Origin of the sequence: Gardnerella greenwoodii 00703Dmash (assembly GCF_000263635.1) — a bacterium.
Lineage (GTDB): Bacteria > Actinomycetota > Actinomycetes > Actinomycetales > Bifidobacteriaceae > Bifidobacterium > Bifidobacterium greenwoodii.
In genome coordinates, this window is record NZ_ADEV01000004.1 from 220,770 (window position 1) to 240,659 (window position 19,890).

Genomic DNA, 19,890 nt, shown 5'->3' on the forward strand with positions numbered 1-19,890 from the left:
TGCAATTATTAACGTAGCGGCAGGTGGAATATGGTTTTTGTTGGCAGACAAGACGAGTTACAAGTACTGGAAAAACTGTATGAAAACAGCAAACACTTGTTCCAGATGGCAATAGTTTATGGCCGAAGACGAATAGGAAAAACTTCGCTTATTTCACAATTTTGTAAAAATAAACGCGCAATACTTTTTACTGCTCGCGAACAAACCAATATCGAGAATTTGCGTGATTTCTCGCGAACTGTGTACGATTTCTTCAATCTACCAGCAACTACAGGATCGTTTAACAATTGGAACGACGCTCTCGATTTCGTTGCACAACAATCTAGCAGCGCAAATCAGAATGCTTCTCAATCTCCACTTATTCTAGTTTTCGACGAATTTCCGTACGCAGCTCAAGCGGATAAGTCTTTAGCCTCAACATTTCAAGTTGCAATAGATCATAAGTTTAAGAACGCGAACATGACTCTTATTTTGTGCGGAAGTAACGAAGGATTCATGGAAAGTGAAGTGCTTGGTAAAAAGAGTCCACTTTACGGAAGACGTACCGCGCAGATTCGCTTGCAACCATTCAATCTTTTTGAAGCATCTGAACTTATGCCAAATAATGCTACTTGGGAAGATAAAATCAACTATTTTGCATCCCTTGGAGGAACACCATACTATATTGAACAGTTAGATAATAAGTTTTCGTTTGCGGAAAATCTTGAGCAGTTATGCTTTAATATTTCGGGAATTTTGTACGCTGAACCAGACATGCTTATGCGCCAGGAATTGCGCGATCCTTCAACGTACAATAGTGTGCTCAATGCTCTTGCTACAGGATGCAATACTCCGACTTTAATATCGGATCGTATTGGCTTGCCGGCTACATCAGTGAACGTGTATTTGAAAACATTAGAAGGCCTTGGATTGATTGAAAGAAATATTCCATTCGGTATGAATCCGCTTCATTGCAAAAAAGGATTATGGCAGATTTGCGACCCATTTTTTGCGTATTGGTATAGGTTTGTAGCGCCTAATAAAGGATTGATTGAACGCGGACTTTCACACGCTTCCGCAAGTAGTGTTCTTGGTGGTGAGCATGAAGTGTTTAGCACTTTTGTAGGTCAACAGTTTGAGAAAATGTGCGAGCAGTGGATTGTGCGCCAATGCAAAATTGGTGGAATGGACTTTTTGCCAACTAAGTTAGGTAAATGGTGGGGCTCTGATCCTATTGCGCGCGAACAAACTGATATTGATATTGTTGCGCAAGACGATATTAACAAGCAGCTTCTTATTGCAGAATGTAAGTGGCGTAATAATCTTAACGAAGCTGAAGCAGTGAGCAAGTTGTTGCAGCGTGCAACTTTAGTTGAGAATGCAAAAAATCGCGATTATAAGAAAATATTTATGTTGTTTACAAAGCATCCAACTTCTTACAATCCTCGTCATGCTAAAACAAGCATCAACTTTGTTGACGCGCAAACAATGTTTTTTAACTGATTACGGGACAATAGTTACGAGACTATATTGCGCAGCAATAATCACATGTTATCGTTGCAGAAATTGCAAAATTAGCAAAATCTGCCACGATAACCTGTATATCATAGCGACTATGCAATTAAAGTTGCGCGATATAGTCGCGTAATCAGCTAAAAAAATATTGCCTGTTCATCAACCTCGTCGATACACAGGCAATATTTTCAAAACAACAAAATTTGGAAACTAATCTAAGTTATATTGCTAAATCGTTTACTAGTTTGCTACGTCAAGAACTACTAAACGTTGTCCGCCATAAGTTCTTGCATCAAGACAAGTTTGAATAAAGTAAGCAGATTTAGGGAATTGCTCAACATATCCTTTGAACTGGCTTAGCAATTTATCCGCGCTTCCGCCACCCTCAAAGTCTTTATAATCCGCCACTTTGTAATCTTTGCCATTTAGTTTAACAGGCATGCCTTTTTGGAGTTTCTTTAACAACATTCCTGAACTGTTTAAACGGTCAACAACCATATAATGACCAGTAGTAACTTGGAACCAGTCATCTTGAAGTGTCCAGTGGTAGAAAGCATCTTTCACGTAAGCCAACTGATCGGGATAAGCATCCCAAATAACGCGTTTAGTTTCGCCTAGGGCTTCCAAAGTTCCTTCTTGCCCCTTTACAAAAGCTTCGGAGATTTTCTTCTTTGGAGCCTTTTTGACTGATTTTGAATGTTTTTTAGCAGAATGGTGGGCTATTTTTGTTGGCTTCGGATTGTTTGCTTTGGAGTTACCGCAGGCTGCTAGACCCACCAGCGAGCTGAAGAGCACTACAACACAAAGTAATTTTTTATAAGTCATTTTCCCCATAAATGGACTTCTTTCTTCTTATAGATGCGTCTAACGGCTGTTAGTCATCCTTACAAACTTGGACTCCAACTTTAGTGCCCGCTCAGTTCAGTTCAAAAATCTTGGTTTGAACGTGAGTAGGAGTGATGGCCACTGCCGATTTTTGCATAAACAAATCAACAAGACCGGTTCCTTTTCACATAGTGTAGCATAAAGGCTGAGTGACCTGTGTTATTTTTTGACTTCTAGCTTTTATATAGAATCTATTTTGCTGCAATAATTGACATAACTAAATTAAAATTGGTTAGCTAATTAAGATAATTAGCTAACCAATCAGTTAGTTATTCAGTTATTCAGTTATTCAGTAAATTAGTCAGTAAGTCAACTGTGCGATTAGAAGTCCCAATCATCGTCGTCAGTTTCAACAGACTTGCCCATAATGTAGCTGGAGCCAGAGCCGGAGAAGAAGTCGTGATTTTCGTCGGCTGCAGGAGAAAGAGCTGCGAGAATTTCTGGGCTTACGTGAGTCTCTTCTTCGCTGTACTTAGCAGGGTAGCCAAGGTTCATCAAGGCCTTGTTGGCGTTATACCGAACGAAGTCAAAAACGTCATCGTGGAAGTCAAATCCTTCGTAAATCTGACCAGAATACTCAACTTCCAAATCGTACAAAGTGTCAAGCAAGTTCATAGTGAACTTTTCAAGATTCTTCTTATCGTTCTCGCTTCTAAGCTCCAAACCGCGCTGGAACTTGTAGCCGGAATAGTAGCCGTGAATTGCTTTATCGCGCAAAATCAAGCGAATCATATCGGCAGTGTTCATCATCTTACCGCGAGAAGCAAAATAAAGCGGAAGGTAGAAGCCCGCGTAAAGAAGCAATGAAGAAAGCATAGTTGCTGCAATCTTGCGCTTAAGCGGATCTTCGCTCTCGTACTCGCAAAGCACGGTGGTAACGCGCTGCTGCAAAACGTCGTTGCCAACAGCCCAACGGTAAGCTTCGTCAATCTCCTCGCTAGAGCAAAGAGTGGAGAAAATAGAGGAGTAGGAGCGTGCGTGAATTGACTGCATAAAAGCAATATTCGTGTAAATAGCTTGCTCGTGCTCAGTGCGAGCGTGCTCAATCTGGCAAAGCTCGCCAATAGTTGCCTGGCTGGTATCAAGCAAAGTCAAGCCTGTAAAAACGCGAGTAGTGGTCTTGCGCTCAAGGTCGGTGAGGGAACGCCAAGAAGGAATATCGTTGCTCAGCGGAACCTTTTCTGGAAGCCAGAAGTTAGCAATAAGACGGTTCCAAACGTCCAAATCTTTGTCGTCAATAATATTGTTCCAATTAACTGGGCGCACGCGCGATCCGTGATGGTAGCGGTACTGAGATGGTGTGATAGAAGCTGCCATCATAGCGTCGTCTGCGATTACGCGATTCGTGCCGAAAGGCTTATCGAGACTACTGCGCAGTTCTGTTGGGCTGAGTTCTGTCATTATTACTCCTAAATTATTTGTTTCATACTACGTTTTATAAAATTTTTAAGTTTTTTTTTGATTTAATTTGCGAAATATTTACGTCGCTGCGATTTTCAGCGCTGCGATTTACAGCGTGCAGCTTACGCAACCCTCGATTTCCGTACCTTCCAAAGCCTTCTGACGAATACGAATGTAGTAAAGAGTCTTAATGCCCTTACGCCATGCGTAAATCTGAGCCTTGTTCAAATCGCGAGTAGTAGTAGTGTCTGGGAAGAACAAAGTAAGCGACAATCCTTGATCCACATGCTGAGTTGCTTCAGCGTAAGTGTCAATAATCGCCTTCCAGCCGATCTCGTAAGCGTCCTTAAAGTACTGCATATTGTCGTTCGTCATGTATGCGGCAGGGTAGTAGACGCGACCAACCTTGCCCTCTTTGCGAATCTCAATGCGAGAAGCAATCGGGTGGATTGAACTCGTGGAATGGTTGATGTACGAGATTGAGCCAGTTGGAGGAACGGCCTGCAAATACTCGTTGTAAATGCCGTCGCGCAAAATCTCGTCGCGAAGCTGCTCCCAGTCTGAAACGGTTGGAATTGCAACGTTAAAGCGAGCAAACAAATCGCGAACCTTTTGAGTTTTAGGTTCAAGAGAGCGGCTGCCATCTGTGTACTTATCGAAGTAGTTGCCTTTGCCTGCTGGCTTAGCGTAAGCGCTCGTCTTAAAGCTTGCAAAAGCAGTCCTGCGCTCTACAGCCAAAGCGTGAGAAGCCTTATAAGCGTGGTAAGCAACCGTCATAAAGTACATGTCTGTAAAGTCAAGAGCTTCCTCGCTTCCGTACTGCATGTGTTCACGCGCAAGGAAACCGTGCAAATTCATTTGACCCAAGCCAATAGCGTGTCCTTCCGCGTTTCCGCGACGAATAGAAGGCACAGAATCAATAGAAGTATGCTCCGAAACAGAAGTGAGCGCACGCACAGCAAGCTCAACGCTTGTACCCAAGTTGCCATCCATTGCCTTAGCGATATTAAGAGAGCCAAGATTGCAAGAAATATCGCGACCAACGTGACTATAAGACAAGTCGGCGTTATAAGTGCTTGCTTCCTGAGTTTGCAAAATCTCGGAGCACAAGTTGCTCATAGTAATGCGACCCTCAATAGGATTCGTGCGATTTACAGTGTCTTCAAACAAAATGTAAGGGTAGCCAGACTCAAACTGAATTTCCGCAATCGTCATAAAGAATTCGCGAGCGTCGATGTACTTCTTGTGAATACGAGGATTTGCAACCATCTCATCGTAATGCTCGGTAACGGAAATATCTGCAAAAGGCTTGCCGTATTCGCGCTCAACATCGTAAGGACTAAACAAAGCCATCTTTTCCTTACGCTTAGCAAGCTCGAAAGTAATATCTGGAATCACAACGCCCAAAGAAAGCGACTTAATACGAATCTTCTCGTCTGCGTTCTCGCGCTTAGTGTCAAGGAAACGCATAATATCTGGGTGGTGAGCGCTAATATACACTGCACCTGCACCCTGTCGAGCGCCAAGCTGATTAGCGTAAGAGAATGAATCTTCCAAAAGTTTCATAACAGGCACAACGCCACTCGACTGATTCTCGATTCGCTTAATAGGAGCGCCAAGTTCGCGCAAATTAGTAAGGAGCAGAGCTACGCCGCCGCCACGCTTAGAAAGCTGCAAAGCAGAGTTAATTCCGCGCGCAATAGACTCCATGTTGTCTTCCAGGCGCACTAGGAAGCAGCTCACAGCCTCGCCGCGCTGAGCTTTACCAAGATTCAAGAACGTTGGGGTTGCTGGCTGGAAGCGGCCTGCAAGCATCTCGTCCAAATAGTTGAGCGCTGCTTTTTCGTCGCCGTCTGCGAGTTCCAAAGCGACTGCAGCTGCGCGCTGAGCGAAGTTTTCCAAATACTGTTTGCCGTCAAAAGTTTTTAAAGCGTAAGAAGTGTAGAACTTAAAAGCGCCCAAGAATGTGCCGAAAGTGTGGTGAGCGGCTTCTGCGTGCTCATAGAATTTATCGAGAAACTCGTCGCTGTACTTTCCGAACACGTTGCCGTTGTAGTAGTAGTTGTCAATCAAATAATTCAAGCGCTCGCGAGTGGAAGCAAACTTCATGCTGTGCTCTTGCACGTAACCCGAAACGTAAAGCTTTTCTGCTTCCGCGTCTTTATCAAACTGAATGCCTTTTTCTGGATCGAAAAGACCGAGCATAGCGTTAAGAACGTGGTAATCGCGGCTGTTGCGAATGCGTTCTGCTGTGCTGCTTGCAGCTGCGTTTGCAGTTTCGCTGGAGTCAGTGTGATCAAGATTAAGCGAAGTAGATTCGCTCATCGGATCCGTGCTATTCATTTGATTGATTCCTTTCTTCATGCGTTATTTTTTGATTTTCAAACGCTGATTGTTTTTGATTATTTTGATTATTTAGTTTCTTTTGCTTCTTTTAGTTGTTTTAAAAATTTCGGTATTCCCTGCGCTACTTTTTCAATATCTTCTTGAGTTCCTGTGAGCTCAAACGAATACATATTTGGGATTGCGCACTTTCCTGCAATCTGACCGCCTGCAGCGCAATAAGCATCTCCAAAATTCGTATTTCCGGAAGAAATTACTCCGCGAATAAACGAACGATTTTCGCGATTATTTAAGAATTTGCGCACTTGCATTGGTATTGCTTTTGCAATATTTCCGCCGCCGTAAGTTGGTACGATTAGCACGTACGGTTCTCGCACGTTCAATTCCGGGTCTTTTGGCCGAAGTGGTATGCGATACACGTTTACGTTGTTGCTAGGAAAATCGCAATTTTGCACGAATCGTAATGTGTTTTCGGAAACTGATGAAAAGTAGACTACAGCTCCGATTGATTCGCCTTGTGCGCGAGATTCTGGCTCGCTTGGCTGTTGGATGCTTTCTTGTTCACACATTTCTCATGCTTCTTTTGCTGTTTCTGCGGAAGTTCCGAGTTTATCCGCAATTTGTGCGATTAAATCTGGGCGGTAACCGCTCCAGGATGTGTCTGGCGCAATAACTACAGGTGCTTGACGGTATCCTGCATTGCGCAATTGATCCAGTGCTTCAGGGCTTTTTGATAAGTCTACAGTTTCGAAGTTCACGCCAAGTTTTGTGAACTGTCGTTTAGTGGCATCACACTGTGGGCAATGAGGTTTTGTAAACACTGTAATTGTCATTTCAATCTCCTCTGGTGATGGGGAATCGTTAGATTCCGCGGTGTTAGCACAAAAGCCAAAAGTCAGCATACTACTCATAATTACTATTTGTAGTGGTGTGTCGATTATTCAAACACTACATATAGTTATTGTTTATATTTACAGAATCCGCGTGTTTGTAAGCGTGTCGTACTTTTTTAGAGATTTTAAGAACGATTTGTTTGTCTTAAAAATGTAATTTATATCACAAAATTTACTTAGTGTAACTTGCATTTTTTGCATCGAAAATCTTGTGCATATAGGCCGATAAAATTAAAAAGTGTGTTTCCTGAAGGGGAGTAACGCAGAAACGAAAATATAGCAAAACAAGATAAGAGGTGTCGTAATGACTCAAGCTCAGGCAAATATTGGCGTTGTTGGCTTGGCTGCAATGGGATCTAATTTAGCGCGTAATCTTGCTCATCATGGCAATACTGTTGCTGTTTACAATCGTCATTATTCGCGAACTGAAACGTTAATGAATGAGCACGGCACTGAGGGTGCTTTCGTTCCATCTAAAACTGTTGAAGAATTTGTGGCTTCTCTCAAGCGCCCACGCACAGCAATCATTATGGTAAAAGCTGGTGCTCCTACGGATGCCGTTATTGAAGAGCTCGCAAATGCTATGGAGCCTGGAGATATTATTGTCGACGGCGGAAACTCTTATTTTGAAGACACAATTCGCCGAGAGCGTGAAATTCGCGCGCGTGGTCTTCATTATGTTGGTTGCGGTGTTTCTGGCGGTGAAGAAGGTGCTTTGCGCGGCCCTTCGATGATGCCTGGTGGAACTGAAGAATCTTGGAAGACTCTTGGACCTATTTTGAAGTCTATTGCGGCTGTTGCAGAAGGCGAGCCTTGCGTAACGCATATTGGTACCGATGGTGCTGGTCACTTTGTAAAGATGGTTCACAATGGCATCGAGTACTCGGATATGCAGCTTATTGCCGAAAGCTACGATTTAATGCTTCGCGGCTTGGGTATGAAGTCCGACGAAATTGCAGACGTGTTTAGCGAGTGGAATAAGGGTGAGCTTGATTCTTATTTGATTGAGATTACTGCGGATGTGCTTCGCCAGAAGGACGCTAAGACTGGTAAGCCTTTAGTTGAGATGATGGTGGATCACGCTGGCATGAAGGGCACTGGCACTTGGACTGTGCAGTCTGCTCTTTCGCTTGGAATACCGGTTACAGGTATTGCTGAAGCTGTGTTCGCTCGCGGACTTTCTAGCCAAGTTGCATTGCGTGAAGCTGCTGAAAGCCAGGGTTTGACTGGCCCAGATGTTCATTTTGACTTGAATGATGCTGAGCGTAAGGCGTTTATTGAGGATATTCGTCAAGCTTTGTACGCTTCTAAGATTGTTTCTTATGCTCAGGGCTTCGATGAGATTGCGGCTGCTGCAATTGAGCATGATTGGAAGATTGACCAGGCTGCTGTTGCTCGCATTTGGCGAGGTGGCTGCATTATTCGCGCTCAGTTCTTGAACCGTGTTTCCGAGGCTTTTGAGTCCGGTGAAGCAAGCGTTTCTTTGCTTTTTGCACCGTACTTTAAGGATGCTATTGAAAAGTCGCAGGCTGCTTGGCGTCGTGTTATTGCGCGCGCAGTTGAGCATGGTGTGCCTGTGCCAGCATTCTCTAGCTTGCTTGCATACTACGATGGTTTGCGTTCCAAGCGTTTGCCTGCTTCGCTTATTCAGGCTCAGCGCGATTTCTTCGGCGCTCACACTTACGGCCGAATTGACGAGCCGGGCGTATTCCACACTTTGTGGGCAGAGCCTAATCGTCCAGAAGTAAAGCAAGATTAAAACAAATAATATTTAGAATAAGCAGGCCTCTGCATAATAATGCAAAGGCCTGTATTTTATTTTATTCTTTTTAATATATTTTGTTGCTGAATTTTATGCAGTTATTCAATAGCAGCTTGCAGTGTGCTTGCGGTGGTTAGCCAAGAGATTTCCTCAGTTCCGTTTGCAAAAGACGCAGGATATTCAGGATTATTAGCTCCCGAAAGTGAATTCATTAAAGCAGCGCCCTTTTCTGCTCCGGCAGTCAAAAACCAAGTGCGGCGACTGTGAGCCAGCACAGGAACTGTAAGAGACAATCGCATTGGCGGAAGCTTAGGTGAGTGGTTTACTCCAACAACAATGCACTCGCGATTATTAACCTGCGGCAATCCCGGGAAAAGCGAAGCCATATGCGCGTCCGGGCCCATGCCAAGAATTGCTAAATCAAACACAGGCTCTGGCCCAAGTAATCCTGTAATTTCTTCCTCATAGTCGCGCGCTGCAGCATCTAAAATAGCGTCATTTTCAGCGTCGCTGGCTGCTGCAATTTCTTCCGCGTTGCGCTCATCTGCCGGCATCTCGTGAATATGAGATTCTGCCAAAGCTTTGTGAGAAGTAAGTAAGTCAAGCAGCGCTTCGCGAGTTTTGCGTGCGTTGCGATCCTCGCTATCGTAAGCTACGAAACGCTCATCTGCCCACCAAATATGCACCAAATCCCAATCAATCACCGTCAAAAGCGGATTGCTGGCAAGCATTTGGAACATGCGTATTGAATCTGTGCCACCAGTAAGAAGTAAATGGAATGGTTTATTGAGATTTTGCACATTATTTTGTGATTCCATAATAAGAGTTACTAGGCGTTGTGCTGCAACGGCTGAAAGTACGTCGGGGTTATTGTAGCCGTAAACGCTTGCGTTGTGTGCAAAAGTAACTTCATTATCTGTCATAGTTATCCCTTTATGCCGTTAAAAATGTTTCACACGCTGTTTCATACGTTGTTTCACAAGTTGTTTCACGTTTTGTATTTTTATAGACTTAATTGTTTTCTGCAGGATTATCTCTAACCAGCTGCGCGTAAATTTCGTCCGGATCAATGCGTCGCAATTCTTCACTTAAGCAATCATCCAAAGTGCGAATAGGAAGCGCAATCGGCTGAGCAGTCTGATAGGGAAGACTAATCAAAGCCTGATCTCCTCCAGCAGGGCGAGTAAGAGACAAAGTGCCATCTTCGCGCTCTAAAGTTACGGAAGTAATTGCTTTAGCCTCAGGATTTTCAACTATTTCTACAGGAACTCGCAAACTGCTCTTAAGCCAAGCCGCAAGCAAATGCAAAGAAACATAGTGCGTAGGGCCGGTAACTTTTGCGCTAGTAATTGGCAAATGCGGAGGCTGATCGAGCATAGAAGCCAAAAGTGCACGCCATGGAGTAAGACGCGTCCAAGATAAGTCTGCATCTTGCGGAGACCAGTTTTTGCGTAAGTTTTGAACAGTTTTAAGAGTGTCGTCTGCGCGCTGAGCGTCAGTAATTCTGCTACTTGCCATAGCTCCAAGCAAATCGTGAGCAGGATCTTCAGGAGCGTTCGTCGGCCACCAGGCAACAATCGGCGCATCTGGCACAAGTAGCGGAATAACAAGCGTATCCGGGTGGCGAACCAAGCCGTTATGAGGATACAAAATAATAATCTCGCCAGCCCCAGCGTCAGCACCAAAACGAACTTGAGCGTCAAGATTTGGCACAACTTCTCCGCGCTCAGCAGCATGCTCGCTAGACCAGTCTCGAACCATAGCAATAACTCGGCAAGGGTGCTCGCGGCTTGCAGCATTAGCAGCTTCGAGAGCATGCTCCAATTCTTGAAGATCTGTGTCGATTAAAAGAGTAAGCACGCGTCCAGTTGCAGATTCTCCGCGCTCTTCGTGCAATTCGTCGATTTTTTGCGAAATTTTACTGGTATTAGTATCAGGAAGGTTGATAATCATGGCAGTCTCCAATGACGATTGTTACGAGCAAGCATGTCGTCTGCTTCCTTAGGTCCCCAAGTTCCAGCGCGATACGGCTGTGGTTGTGTTCCAAGTGAACTCCAGAATTCCTCAATAGGATCCAAAATCTTCCAGCTCAAATCTACTTCTTCAGTAGTTGGGAACAGTGGAGGTTCGCCAAGAAGAACGTCAAGAATTAAGCGCTCGTAGGCTTCAGGTGAGCTTTCAGTAAATGAGCGTCCGTAACTAAAGTCCATAGAAACGTCGCGAACTTCCATAGCAGTTCCGCCAGGAACTTTTGCGCCGAAACGCATAGTAACGCCCTCGTCTGGCTGCACGCGAATTACAATCGCATTGCTGCCAAGCTCTCGAACGGCGGTTGATTCAAACGGTAAGTGCGGAGCGCGCTTAAAAATAACAGCAATTTCCGTAACACGCTTGCCTAAACGTTTACCGGTGCGCAAATAGAATGGCACTCCAGCCCAGCGGCGAGTGTCAACGTCTAGTCGCACGGCAGCATACGTTTCAGTAGTGCTTTTAGGGTCGATTCCTTGTTCTTCCAAGTAACCAACTGCTTTATAAGAGCCTTGCCAGCCTGCTGCATACTGTCCGCGAGCAGTATTTGCTGCCAAATCGTGAGGTAAGCGAACTGCAGATAAAACTTTCGTTTTTTCTGCGGTCAAATCGCTTGCGCGGAAACTTACAGGTTCTTCCATAGCAGTAAGTGCCATAAGCTGAAGCAAGTGGTTTTGAATCACATCGCGTGCAGCGCCAATTCCGTCGTAATATCCGGCGCGTCCGCCAATACCAATGTCTTCAGCCATCGTAATTTGCACGTGGTCAACATAATTCGCGTTCCAAATCGGCTCGTACATTGCGTTAGCAAAACGGAAAGCCAGCAAATTTTGCACGGTTTCCTTACCCAAGTAATGGTCGATTCTAAATACGGAATTAGGGTCAAAAACTTCTGAAACAACGCGATCCAATTCTCGCGCGCTCGCCAAATCGTGGCCGAAAGGCTTTTCAATAATTACGCGACGCCACGCGTGTTCGGAAGAGTGAGAAAGTCCGGATGCTGCCAACTGTTGCGCAACAATAGGGAAGCTTGAAGGCGGAATAGACATGTAAAATGCGTGGTTTCCGCGCGTACCGCGGTCCCTATCTAACTCGTTTACCGTTTTGCTTAAACGCTCAAACGCAGAAGCATCGTCAAAAGTGCCGCGCACGAAGCGTATACCTTTTGCAAGATTGATCCAAGTTGATTCACGAAATGGAGTGCGGCAATGCTGCTCAATATTTTCGCGCACAAAGTTTACGAAATGCTCGTCTGTCCAGTCTCGTCTTGCAAAACCAGTTAAACCAAATCCTGGTGGCAAAAGTCCTCGATTAGCCAAGTCGTATACGGCTGGCATAAGTTTTTTGCGTGCTAAATCGCCAGTAATACCAAAAATTACTAAACTGCACGGGCCGGCAATGCGAGCCAAACGTAAATCTCTAGGATCTCGTAATGGGTTCGTCCACGCATACGCATCATCAGCATTGTGTTGCGTGTTAAAAGGAATCCTCAACTCAGTCATACATACTATCGTAATATTTCACTGCTATTTTTCCTACACGAGTCGTTATTTTCATTGCGATTCGTTATAAGATTTGCTTGTAGCGTGCGCAAAATACTTGTAGTTATGCCAAAATTTACGTGATTAATAAATCAGGCTCCGCATAGCGCGAGTCGAATCATTTTTGCGTATTTTGGACCGCCAACTGGAGTTAAATGCACGCCGTCGTCAGTTAAATATTCAGAATGATTTTTGCTAAAACCATTCCAGTCAATAATGCCAACATTAGGATGCGTTTGAGCAAACTTGCGCAGGCGGTCGTTGGTAACATCTTGCCATGGCTGTGGAACTCTAGTTGTAACGAAATAAACAGGCTTACCCTTAGCAACATCTACCATGTGCTGAAGAACGCTGTCGTCGTGAGGTGGGCCATTTGTTCCTAAAGCGTAAATAACAACATCCCCAGCATGTTTGCTAGAAATATCTTGAGCGTATTCGTCGGCACCGTGGAAAATCTGTCTGCTTACTTTTCCGTCAATATAAGCATTAGGCATTACTTGTAGCAAGTATGGTTTTGCGCCTTCGGTAATAGAATCGCCTACCATAGTTAAGTTTACTGAGCAAGTGTTGCGCTTTCTATCAATACGAGTGTGTGATGCTGCAAGATTCTGCGGAACTTTTTCTGCAATTGGGAAAAGCACAGGATACTTTGATGGCGTTGGCGGAAGAGATTGTTTTACTACAGCCTTGTGCGATCCTTTTGCTTTCTTATTCGAAGCAGATGCATTTGCTTTCTGGTCAGTTTTTGTTTTTTCTGCTTCAGCATTTTTAGCAGCATCTTTAGCAGCATTTACAGTTAGTTCTGGTCGAATTTGTATTGCGCGTTGTTGGGCAATACTATTCCAATTCAATGGCAAAGCAATTAAGAAAATAGTTATTACGCAAACTATTGCTAATGCTACGAAATGTACCAATTTTTGCAGATATTTTTCTGTTTGTTTTTCAAATAGTTGATAGAAACATTCTGCTACTGCAACAATTACTACAGCTTGCAAAATCTGCTCTTCCCAAGAAACAGCTGTTGTTCTTGTGGCAGGATTGCACAATTCCAAAATTGGGAAGTGTATTAAATAAATAGCAAATGCGCGCTTTCCAAGATAAGATAACGGCGCAAATGCGAAAATTCTTGAGCAAATATTATCGGTCTGAGTGCAAGACCACAGTATTAGCGCGCAAACTGCCGCGGTTATTGTGTATCCGCCAAAAGTAAATGCTGAGGATGTGCCGTCTGCATAAACAAAGCACAAAATCAGAACTATTGTTGTAACAATACCTATTAAGGATCTTTGCCACGCGTGCAAAGGGTTGTAAAACACTGTTTTTGGAGCTGTAAATACGTTATCTGGAAGTTCGCGTATTTCAGATTTAGAAGAATCTTCTAAATCTGTATTCTTGTAGTCATCGCGCAAAATTTCAGCATTGTCAGACAAATCAATTTGTAATCCAGCTCGCAGATCTTCTGGAATACTATTTTCAGCAGAAGATTTTGCAGCATTTTCATCAATTTGCTTGTTGCTTACATTCTCTTCAGCATAAGTTTCGTTTGAAGAAGAGCTAGTAGTGTCAGATTTCGGCAATATTGGGGAAATCTTAACTATTGCATGCTTGTTGCCGCGAATCCAGTAAAATGCGCGAATAATCCAAGCGTGTAATGAATGTTTAGTAAACCAAGCCCCGTACATTGCCAGCATTGCGCCTAGCAAGAATTCCGACGCTCTTGTGTCAAGAGAATAATAGACGCGAGCTGGAGTAGTGTAATTGCCAAACATGTAGGCAAAAGTAAACGTAAGTATTGTAGAAAGTATTGCCAATCCTGCAGTAATATACATGCGATTAATTGCGCGTTTAACAAGCTTTACGAGGGCTGTAAGAATAAGTGGCCACACAACGAATGCTTGCATGATTAAGCCAAGATACCACAAGTGTTTAATCGGGGAAGGCAATCCTGTTTGCTCAAAATAAGATAGTTTGCGCGCAACGTACATTATGTTGCTAAAGAAGCCTGCTCCAGAAAAAGCGTCCGCCTGTAATTTTGGAAGTAGACTTGGCGAAAAAAGCCACATCATTGGTGCACTAACTCCAATAATTCCAAGGGTTGGTGGCCAAATTCGCTTTAAACGATGCCAAATGTAATTAAAGTAGCAGGTGATTAATCTTTTAAATTCACCAGTTTTTGTTTTACTTTGCTCAATGCTGTTTGCGCTGCTACTTGTATTACTGCTAGTCGTAGCGCTTTTTTGAGAGTCTAAATAGCGAAGTATAGAATGTGTGCAAAAGTATCCAGCTAAAACTAAAAATAGCGTTACTCCTAAAAATCCTCCAGAAAGTGTACTTGGACGCATATGGAAGCAAACAATTCCAATAATTGCTAAAGCACGCAAGCCGTCTATTGCAGGATTTCTTTTAGATTCAGTCTGATTTTTTACTTCACTAACAGTATTAGTTGACTTAGCTCTTTCGTTTGCAAGCTTTTTATTTACGAGTGTTTTACTAGCATTATTTGCGGCCTCAGCTTCCTTTTGGCGGAAGTTTTTATTGGCCGGTGAAACAGTGGAAGTATTCACGCGTTTCTTCTTTGTCATATTGCCTGCGCTTCGTCAACCATGCTTTTGTATGTGCACATATTATGTGTAAAACAGAGCTATAATAACTGTGTCTTTCGACACTTTTGAACCGCAAAGCGTGTTTTGAAATAATGCTTTCTTTAGTGCGCGCTAAAGTGAAATAGAACAGTTGTGTCAATTGTTATTAAAGATAATAAAGGAGCCAAAATGGCAGAAACTTTTAACGTCGTGGTAGAAATCCCACGCGGTTCTAAGAACAAGTATGAAGTAGACCACGAAACCGGTCGCGTATTCTTGGATCGTACACTTTTCACCGCAATGGGTTACCCAGATGATTACGGATATATTGATGGCACTTTGGGCGAAGATGGCGATCCACTCGACGCTCTTGTTATGATTCCAAACTCCGTATTCCCAGGATGCGTTGTTGAGTGCCGCGCTGTTGGCTTGTATCACATGGTTGATGAAGCCGGTGGAGACGACAAGGTTTTGTGCGTTCCAGCAGATGTTCGTTTCGACGATATTAAGGATATCGATGATGTGAGCGAGTATCACAAGGCAGAAATCAAGCACTTCTTCGAGCAGTACAAGGCTTTGGAGCCAGGTAAGGAAGTTCTTCCTGGTGACTTCTGGGCTGGCGTAGAGCAGGCTGAGAAGGAAATCGTTGCAGCTCGCAAGCGTTTGGCAGAAAGCGAAAAGTAAGTTTTACTTTTTAAATAAAAAATTCCCCTGCGAGTTCATGGAAAAAATAGTTAAAAAAATAAACTCACAGGGGAAAACCTATAATGCATTCTCATGCAACTACAAGCATACCAAGTCCTGCAATATAAATCAACATTCCTGAAAACATTATTGGAAGTAACGAAATAGCAACGTCGCGAGTTACGTTATTTTCGTAGTAATTTTTGCGATTATTCCTAACCCACAAATACGAAAGTCCGGAAAGCAAAATCACCATCAATACGCATAATGCAGCAACAAGTATGCCGCCTTCTGTGTTGCGCAAAGATGGCATAAATCTAATAATAGAAGGCAAAAACATCCAGCCAGGAAGAGCTGCACAAGCAATACTTGCTGTTAGAGTGTGAGAAAGGTTTCTAACTAAATTTGTGCGGTTTTCGCGTAGCATTTGCCTTAAGAAAGTTATGAATGTTGCTGCTACAAGAATTAGCGCAAACGACACGGCCCAGCGCTCATAAGGTTTTATTGCTGCAATGAATTTACTCATTGAAACAGTTTCATTGTCAATAATAACGCTTTGTGGAAGCCAGCCTTTTAGCGCAAGAGTTGCGCACCATGCTGAAGCTACGCAGGAGAATAATGCAATAGCTCGATCAATAACGTTGCCGTGCAGTGGCCAAAAAGTAAGGAAAGTTAAAAGTATAAGCGCGCAAACAACAAGAGTTATTTTTGCGCTTGCTATCGGTAGTGCAGATGCTCCTGCAATTAGTATCACAACAAAAATCTGGCTTGCAATCATTGCTAGAAAATTAGTGTGAGGAATATGTGCTTGTTTTTGAGAGCTAGTACAAGAATTAGCATCGTTCTGCACTTGTTTGTTGCAGATATGTGTTTCGTCGCTCATAGCACTCCCGTTACGGTAAATATTCGCTCTTATGAATAGTAATATGTGTATAAGCTTGATGCATATTACTTATTTCTTATTACTAATGTAGCTTACAACCTGCACTTATTGTTTGTGCTTGTTGATTACATAGAACTTTTGGATTGCTGTATTGTTGACGCTAACTTTATGCGAAATAAATTAAAGGTAAGTCGATATTTTTCGTAGCATGGTTTACAATTCCTGTAAAGGCTTGTATTTGGCATTGCATTATTTGTTGGCTGGAGGCATCACATGACCGATATTACATTGATGACTTCGTGCGCTTCTCCAGCAACTGTTTTGCCTTCGCTGGCTCTGCTTTCTCATAGAGTGCGTGTTCTTTCATTAGATTCTGCAAGTTTATCTAAACTTCCTGCACAAACAGTTCTTTTGATTGATGCTCGTGAAGATTTGGCTTTGGTGAAATCTTTATGCGCTCTTTTGCGCGCTGAAAATATTACAGTTCCAGTTGTATTGGTTCTTACAGAAGGTGGATTTACTGTAGTAAATTCTTCGTGGAATATTAATGATGTTGTGCTTACAAGTGCTTCGCCTGCAGAAGTAGAAGGAAGATTGCGCTTAGCTTCTCAGCGTATTACAAGTAATGGGTCGTTTGCGCAATCTCAAGATTCTCAAATTAGTGATTCTGCTGTTGACGATGGAACAATGCGCTCTGGCGATCTTGTTGTTGATACGCGCAGTTATACCGTGAGTTTGCATGGCCATCCTGTTGATTTAGCTTATAAAGAATTTGAATTACTAAAGTATTTTGTGCAGAATCCTAGGAGAGTGTTTACTAGAGCACATTTGCTTCAGGAAGTTTGGGGATACGACTACTACGGTGGAACTCGAACAGTTGACGTTCATATTCGACGTCTTCGCGCTAAGCTTGGTGTTGAGTACGAGCATTTAATTGGCACAGTAAGAAATGTTGGGTATCGTTTTGATCCGTCTGAAGCGGAAGAAAATAGCGATGTGGATGAAGATACTCCCAGCGATTCAGATGATTCTTCAACGAGTCTATAAATTTGTAGTATGAAAGAATCAAAACAGGAAAAACTTGCGCGTATACACGAAGAGTATGCGCTTCTTTGCAAAGAAATACCTGATCCTAAATGTGCGCTTAATTTTTCTAATCCTTTTGAGCTGCTTATTGCTACTGTTTTAAGCGCTCAAACAACCGATAAGCGCGTTAACTCTGTAACTCCAGAACTTTTTGATACTTTTCCAGATTCGCATTCGCTTTCTGAAGCTTCAGTTGAGCAAGTCGAATCTATTATTAAACCTCTTGGATTTTATCGAGTAAAAGCTCAGCATGTTATTGCGCTGTCTTTACGTTTGGAAAGTGCTTTTCATGGCGTAGTTCCCTCAAAAATGGAAGATTTAACATCTTTGCCTGGCGTTGGTCGTAAAACAGCTAATGTTGTTAGAGGAAACGCTTTTGGATTGCCTGGTTTTCCTGTAGATACTCACGTAATACGCGTCACAGGCCGTTTAGGTTGGCGTAAAGACTGCAATAAGCCTAAAAAGTATGCAAATCCAGAATCTATTGAGAAGGAAATAACATCTTATTTCGACCCCGCAGATTGGGCTAATCTTTCTCACCGCCTTATTTTGCACGGCAGAAAAATATGCACTGCTCGCAATCCTAAATGCGCTTTGTGCCCTCTAAAAACAACATGTCCTTCTTCTAATATATTCGTTTAATGCAATTGCGTGTTGGTCTACATTCAGTTGTTGATATAGACTATGAACTATGTCAAGAACAGGCAAATACGCATATCGTACTTACAGATCATCTCATAGTCGTTCTAGCGCAGGTTGGGTTCCATGGGTTGTATTCATGGTTGTTTCTGTAGTAATGATTGGTGTTTTGTGGTGTGGATGGCAAGTATACCAAGGGCGTTCGCCTATTGATTCTTTTACGCATCCTGCTGGTAATTCGGTATTAAAAGTCGGTTTAAGAACGGCTCCGGATTCTCTCGATATTCGTAAAGATAGCAGTGATTCTTTGCAGCAGGCGTTAATTGGCAACGTGTATGAAACTCTCGTAAAACGTGGTGACGATAACAGTTTGCAGCCTGGTTTGGCACAATCTTGGGATGTTTCTCAAGATGGATTAACGTATCGTTTTAATTTGCGCCAAGGTGTGCGATTTTCTAACGGCGACGTTATGAATTCGGATTCCGTTTTGCAATCATTGCAGCAAGGAATTACTAATAATTATCCAGGCTATGAAGCTCTAAATACTATTAAAACTGTTGCTAATCCAGATGATCACACTGTAGTTCTTACTCTCGCAAAGCCTAACGCTTTACTTTTACGTCTACTTTCGGGTAGGGCTGGAATAGTGTATGACACTAAGGCTGTTGCTATTGATTATGCGAATGGTGCTTTAGGAACTGGTCCTTTTACTGTTAGCAGTTACAATAAAGGACATTCTTTGGTGCTTGTGCGCAACAATAGATATTGGGGTACGCCTGCATCTTGCGCAAGTATTACTTTGCAATATTTTGATAGTGATACCGCTTTGGCAGATGCTATGGAAAAGGGCAGTATTCAGATGGCTGTTCCGCTTGAAGGCAATGAAAACAAGCGTCTTGCTGCTATTGCGGATACAAAAATGGTTGAAGGTCAAAGCACTCGTGTTCGATTCCTTGCGTTGAACTCGACTGTTGCATCTATTTTCTGCGACGAGCAAGCGCGTAAAGCTGCTAGATACGCTATGAATGTGCAAACAGTGATGGCTGCTGATGGTAATGGTGGCGTTCCTGTAGGCGGACCGATTGATCCTCTTTCAACAGGATACGAAGATTTAACTGGATTGTACCCTTATAATCCTGCAAAAGCTGGCCCACTTTTCCATTACTTCAGCTCAAGTTATTTAGGAACTATTAGCTTCCTTGTTCCGCAAGGCGAAGGCGATGTTGGTCGCGAACTGTCTAAGCAAATTAGCTCTGTAAGTGGTTTTAAGGTCAATCTTGAAGAGGTTGATCAAAAAACTTTGCAACAGCGTATAAGCGAAGGCAAATATGATATTGCTCTTACAACTTTGAGTAATACTTTAGACGAAGGTGCTTTTGCAGAAAGCGGATCTCCGTTTGTTTTGCAGGATTCTCGAGCTCAGCAGGCTTGGGCGAATGCGGTCCACTCAAGAAATGCTTCCGAATATGAAGCAAACGTTCGTGCTTATGCGCGTGAAGTAAGCAATAATGCTGCAGCGCACTGGCTTTATGCTCGTAAAAGCATAATGGCTGTGAAATCTAATATAAGTGGTTACACAAAGAATATGACCGATCAGCTGCTTCCATTGCACGATGTAAGCGTGAAGTAGAAAGCGCAAGATTTGCGTTGTCGAACTGAGTTTCTAATA

General features: G+C 43.1%; 16 protein-coding genes. 6 read left to right on the plus strand and 10 right to left on the minus strand.

The window, feature by feature from the left end:
- Positions 1 to 30 precede the first annotated feature (30 nt).
- Entirely contained in the window at positions 31 to 1,482 is a 1,452-nt protein-coding gene (locus tag NG78_RS04435; RefSeq protein ID WP_004134124.1) for an ATP-binding protein, read from the plus strand.
- A 252-nt stretch (positions 1,483 to 1,734) separates the two neighbouring features.
- On the opposite strand, the gene NG78_RS04430 is transcribed toward NG78_RS04435, so the two are convergent.
- The 5 genes from NG78_RS04430 to nrdH form a co-directional block, all read right to left on the minus strand.
- On the minus strand, positions 1,735 to 2,328 hold the full coding sequence (locus NG78_RS04430) for a hypothetical protein (RefSeq protein ID WP_004134126.1): 594 nt from the start codon (positions 2,326 to 2,328) through the stop codon (positions 1,735 to 1,737).
- 372 nt (positions 2,329 to 2,700) lie between these two features.
- Entirely contained in the window at positions 2,701 to 3,780 is a 1,080-nt protein-coding gene (nrdF, locus tag NG78_RS04425; protein ID WP_004134133.1) for a class 1b ribonucleoside-diphosphate reductase subunit beta, read from the minus strand.
- Positions 3,781 to 3,888: 108 nt separating this feature from the next.
- Complete coding sequence (gene nrdE / locus NG78_RS04420; RefSeq protein WP_155114928.1) at positions 3,889 to 6,123, minus strand: class 1b ribonucleoside-diphosphate reductase subunit alpha; 2,235 nt, start codon at positions 6,121 to 6,123, stop codon at positions 3,889 to 3,891.
- A gap of 68 nt (positions 6,124 to 6,191) precedes the next feature.
- Entirely contained in the window at positions 6,192 to 6,692 is a 501-nt protein-coding gene (gene nrdI, locus NG78_RS04415) for a class Ib ribonucleoside-diphosphate reductase assembly flavoprotein NrdI (RefSeq protein ID WP_004134137.1), read from the minus strand.
- A gap of 3 nt (positions 6,693 to 6,695) precedes the next feature.
- On the minus strand, positions 6,696 to 6,956 hold the full coding sequence (nrdH, locus tag NG78_RS04410) for a glutaredoxin-like protein NrdH (RefSeq protein WP_004134139.1): 261 nt from the start codon (positions 6,954 to 6,956) through the stop codon (positions 6,696 to 6,698).
- A 364-nt stretch (positions 6,957 to 7,320) separates the two neighbouring features.
- On the opposite strand from nrdH, the gene gndA reads away from it, so the two are divergent.
- Positions 7,321 to 8,775, plus strand: a complete 1,455-nt coding sequence (gndA, locus tag NG78_RS04405; RefSeq protein ID WP_004134141.1) for an NADP-dependent phosphogluconate dehydrogenase — start codon at positions 7,321 to 7,323, stop codon at positions 8,773 to 8,775.
- Positions 8,776 to 8,876: 101 nt separating this feature from the next.
- On the opposite strand, the gene pgl is transcribed toward gndA, so the two are convergent.
- From pgl to NG78_RS04385, 4 genes are all read right to left on the minus strand, one after another.
- Entirely contained in the window at positions 8,877 to 9,701 is an 825-nt protein-coding gene (pgl, locus tag NG78_RS04400) for a 6-phosphogluconolactonase (RefSeq protein ID WP_004134143.1), read from the minus strand.
- Positions 9,702 to 9,789: 88 nt separating this feature from the next.
- Positions 9,790 to 10,731: a glucose-6-phosphate dehydrogenase assembly protein OpcA gene (locus NG78_RS04395; protein ID WP_004134145.1), complete on the minus strand. Its 942-nt coding sequence runs from the start codon at positions 10,729 to 10,731 to the stop codon at positions 9,790 to 9,792.
- Positions 10,728 to 12,308: a glucose-6-phosphate dehydrogenase gene (zwf, locus tag NG78_RS04390; protein WP_004134147.1), complete on the minus strand. Its 1,581-nt coding sequence runs from the start codon at positions 12,306 to 12,308 to the stop codon at positions 10,728 to 10,730. Before zwf ends, NG78_RS04395 begins: the two co-directional genes overlap by 4 nt.
- 131 nt (positions 12,309 to 12,439) lie before the next feature.
- Positions 12,440 to 14,929 (minus strand): acyltransferase family protein, encoded by a 2,490-nt coding sequence (locus NG78_RS04385; protein WP_004134150.1) that lies wholly within the window; start codon positions 14,927 to 14,929, stop codon positions 12,440 to 12,442.
- Positions 14,930 to 15,118: 189 nt separating this feature from the next.
- On the opposite strand from NG78_RS04385, the gene NG78_RS04380 reads away from it, so the two are divergent.
- The gene (locus NG78_RS04380; protein ID WP_004134152.1) at positions 15,119 to 15,613 is read left to right on the plus strand and encodes an inorganic diphosphatase; all 495 of its coding nucleotides are present in this window, start codon (positions 15,119 to 15,121) and stop codon (positions 15,611 to 15,613) included.
- 91 nt (positions 15,614 to 15,704) lie between these two features.
- Here NG78_RS04380 and NG78_RS04375 read toward each other — a convergent pair whose 3' ends face one another.
- Positions 15,705 to 16,496, minus strand: coding sequence for a hypothetical protein (locus NG78_RS04375; protein WP_004134154.1), 792 nt, complete (start codon positions 16,494 to 16,496; stop codon positions 15,705 to 15,707).
- A gap of 273 nt (positions 16,497 to 16,769) precedes the next feature.
- On the opposite strand from NG78_RS04375, the gene NG78_RS04370 reads away from it, so the two are divergent.
- From NG78_RS04370 to NG78_RS04360, 3 genes are all read left to right on the plus strand, one after another.
- Entirely contained in the window at positions 16,770 to 17,543 is a 774-nt protein-coding gene (locus NG78_RS04370) for a winged helix-turn-helix transcriptional regulator (protein ID WP_004134156.1), read from the plus strand.
- Between the two features lie 9 nt (positions 17,544 to 17,552).
- Positions 17,553 to 18,224: an endonuclease III gene (gene nth / locus NG78_RS04365; RefSeq protein ID WP_004134158.1), complete on the plus strand. Its 672-nt coding sequence runs from the start codon at positions 17,553 to 17,555 to the stop codon at positions 18,222 to 18,224.
- 136 nt (positions 18,225 to 18,360) lie between these two features.
- On the plus strand, positions 18,361 to 19,851 hold the full coding sequence (locus NG78_RS04360) for an ABC transporter substrate-binding protein (RefSeq protein ID WP_004134160.1): 1,491 nt from the start codon (positions 18,361 to 18,363) through the stop codon (positions 19,849 to 19,851).
- Positions 19,852 to 19,890: the final 39 nt, after the last annotated feature.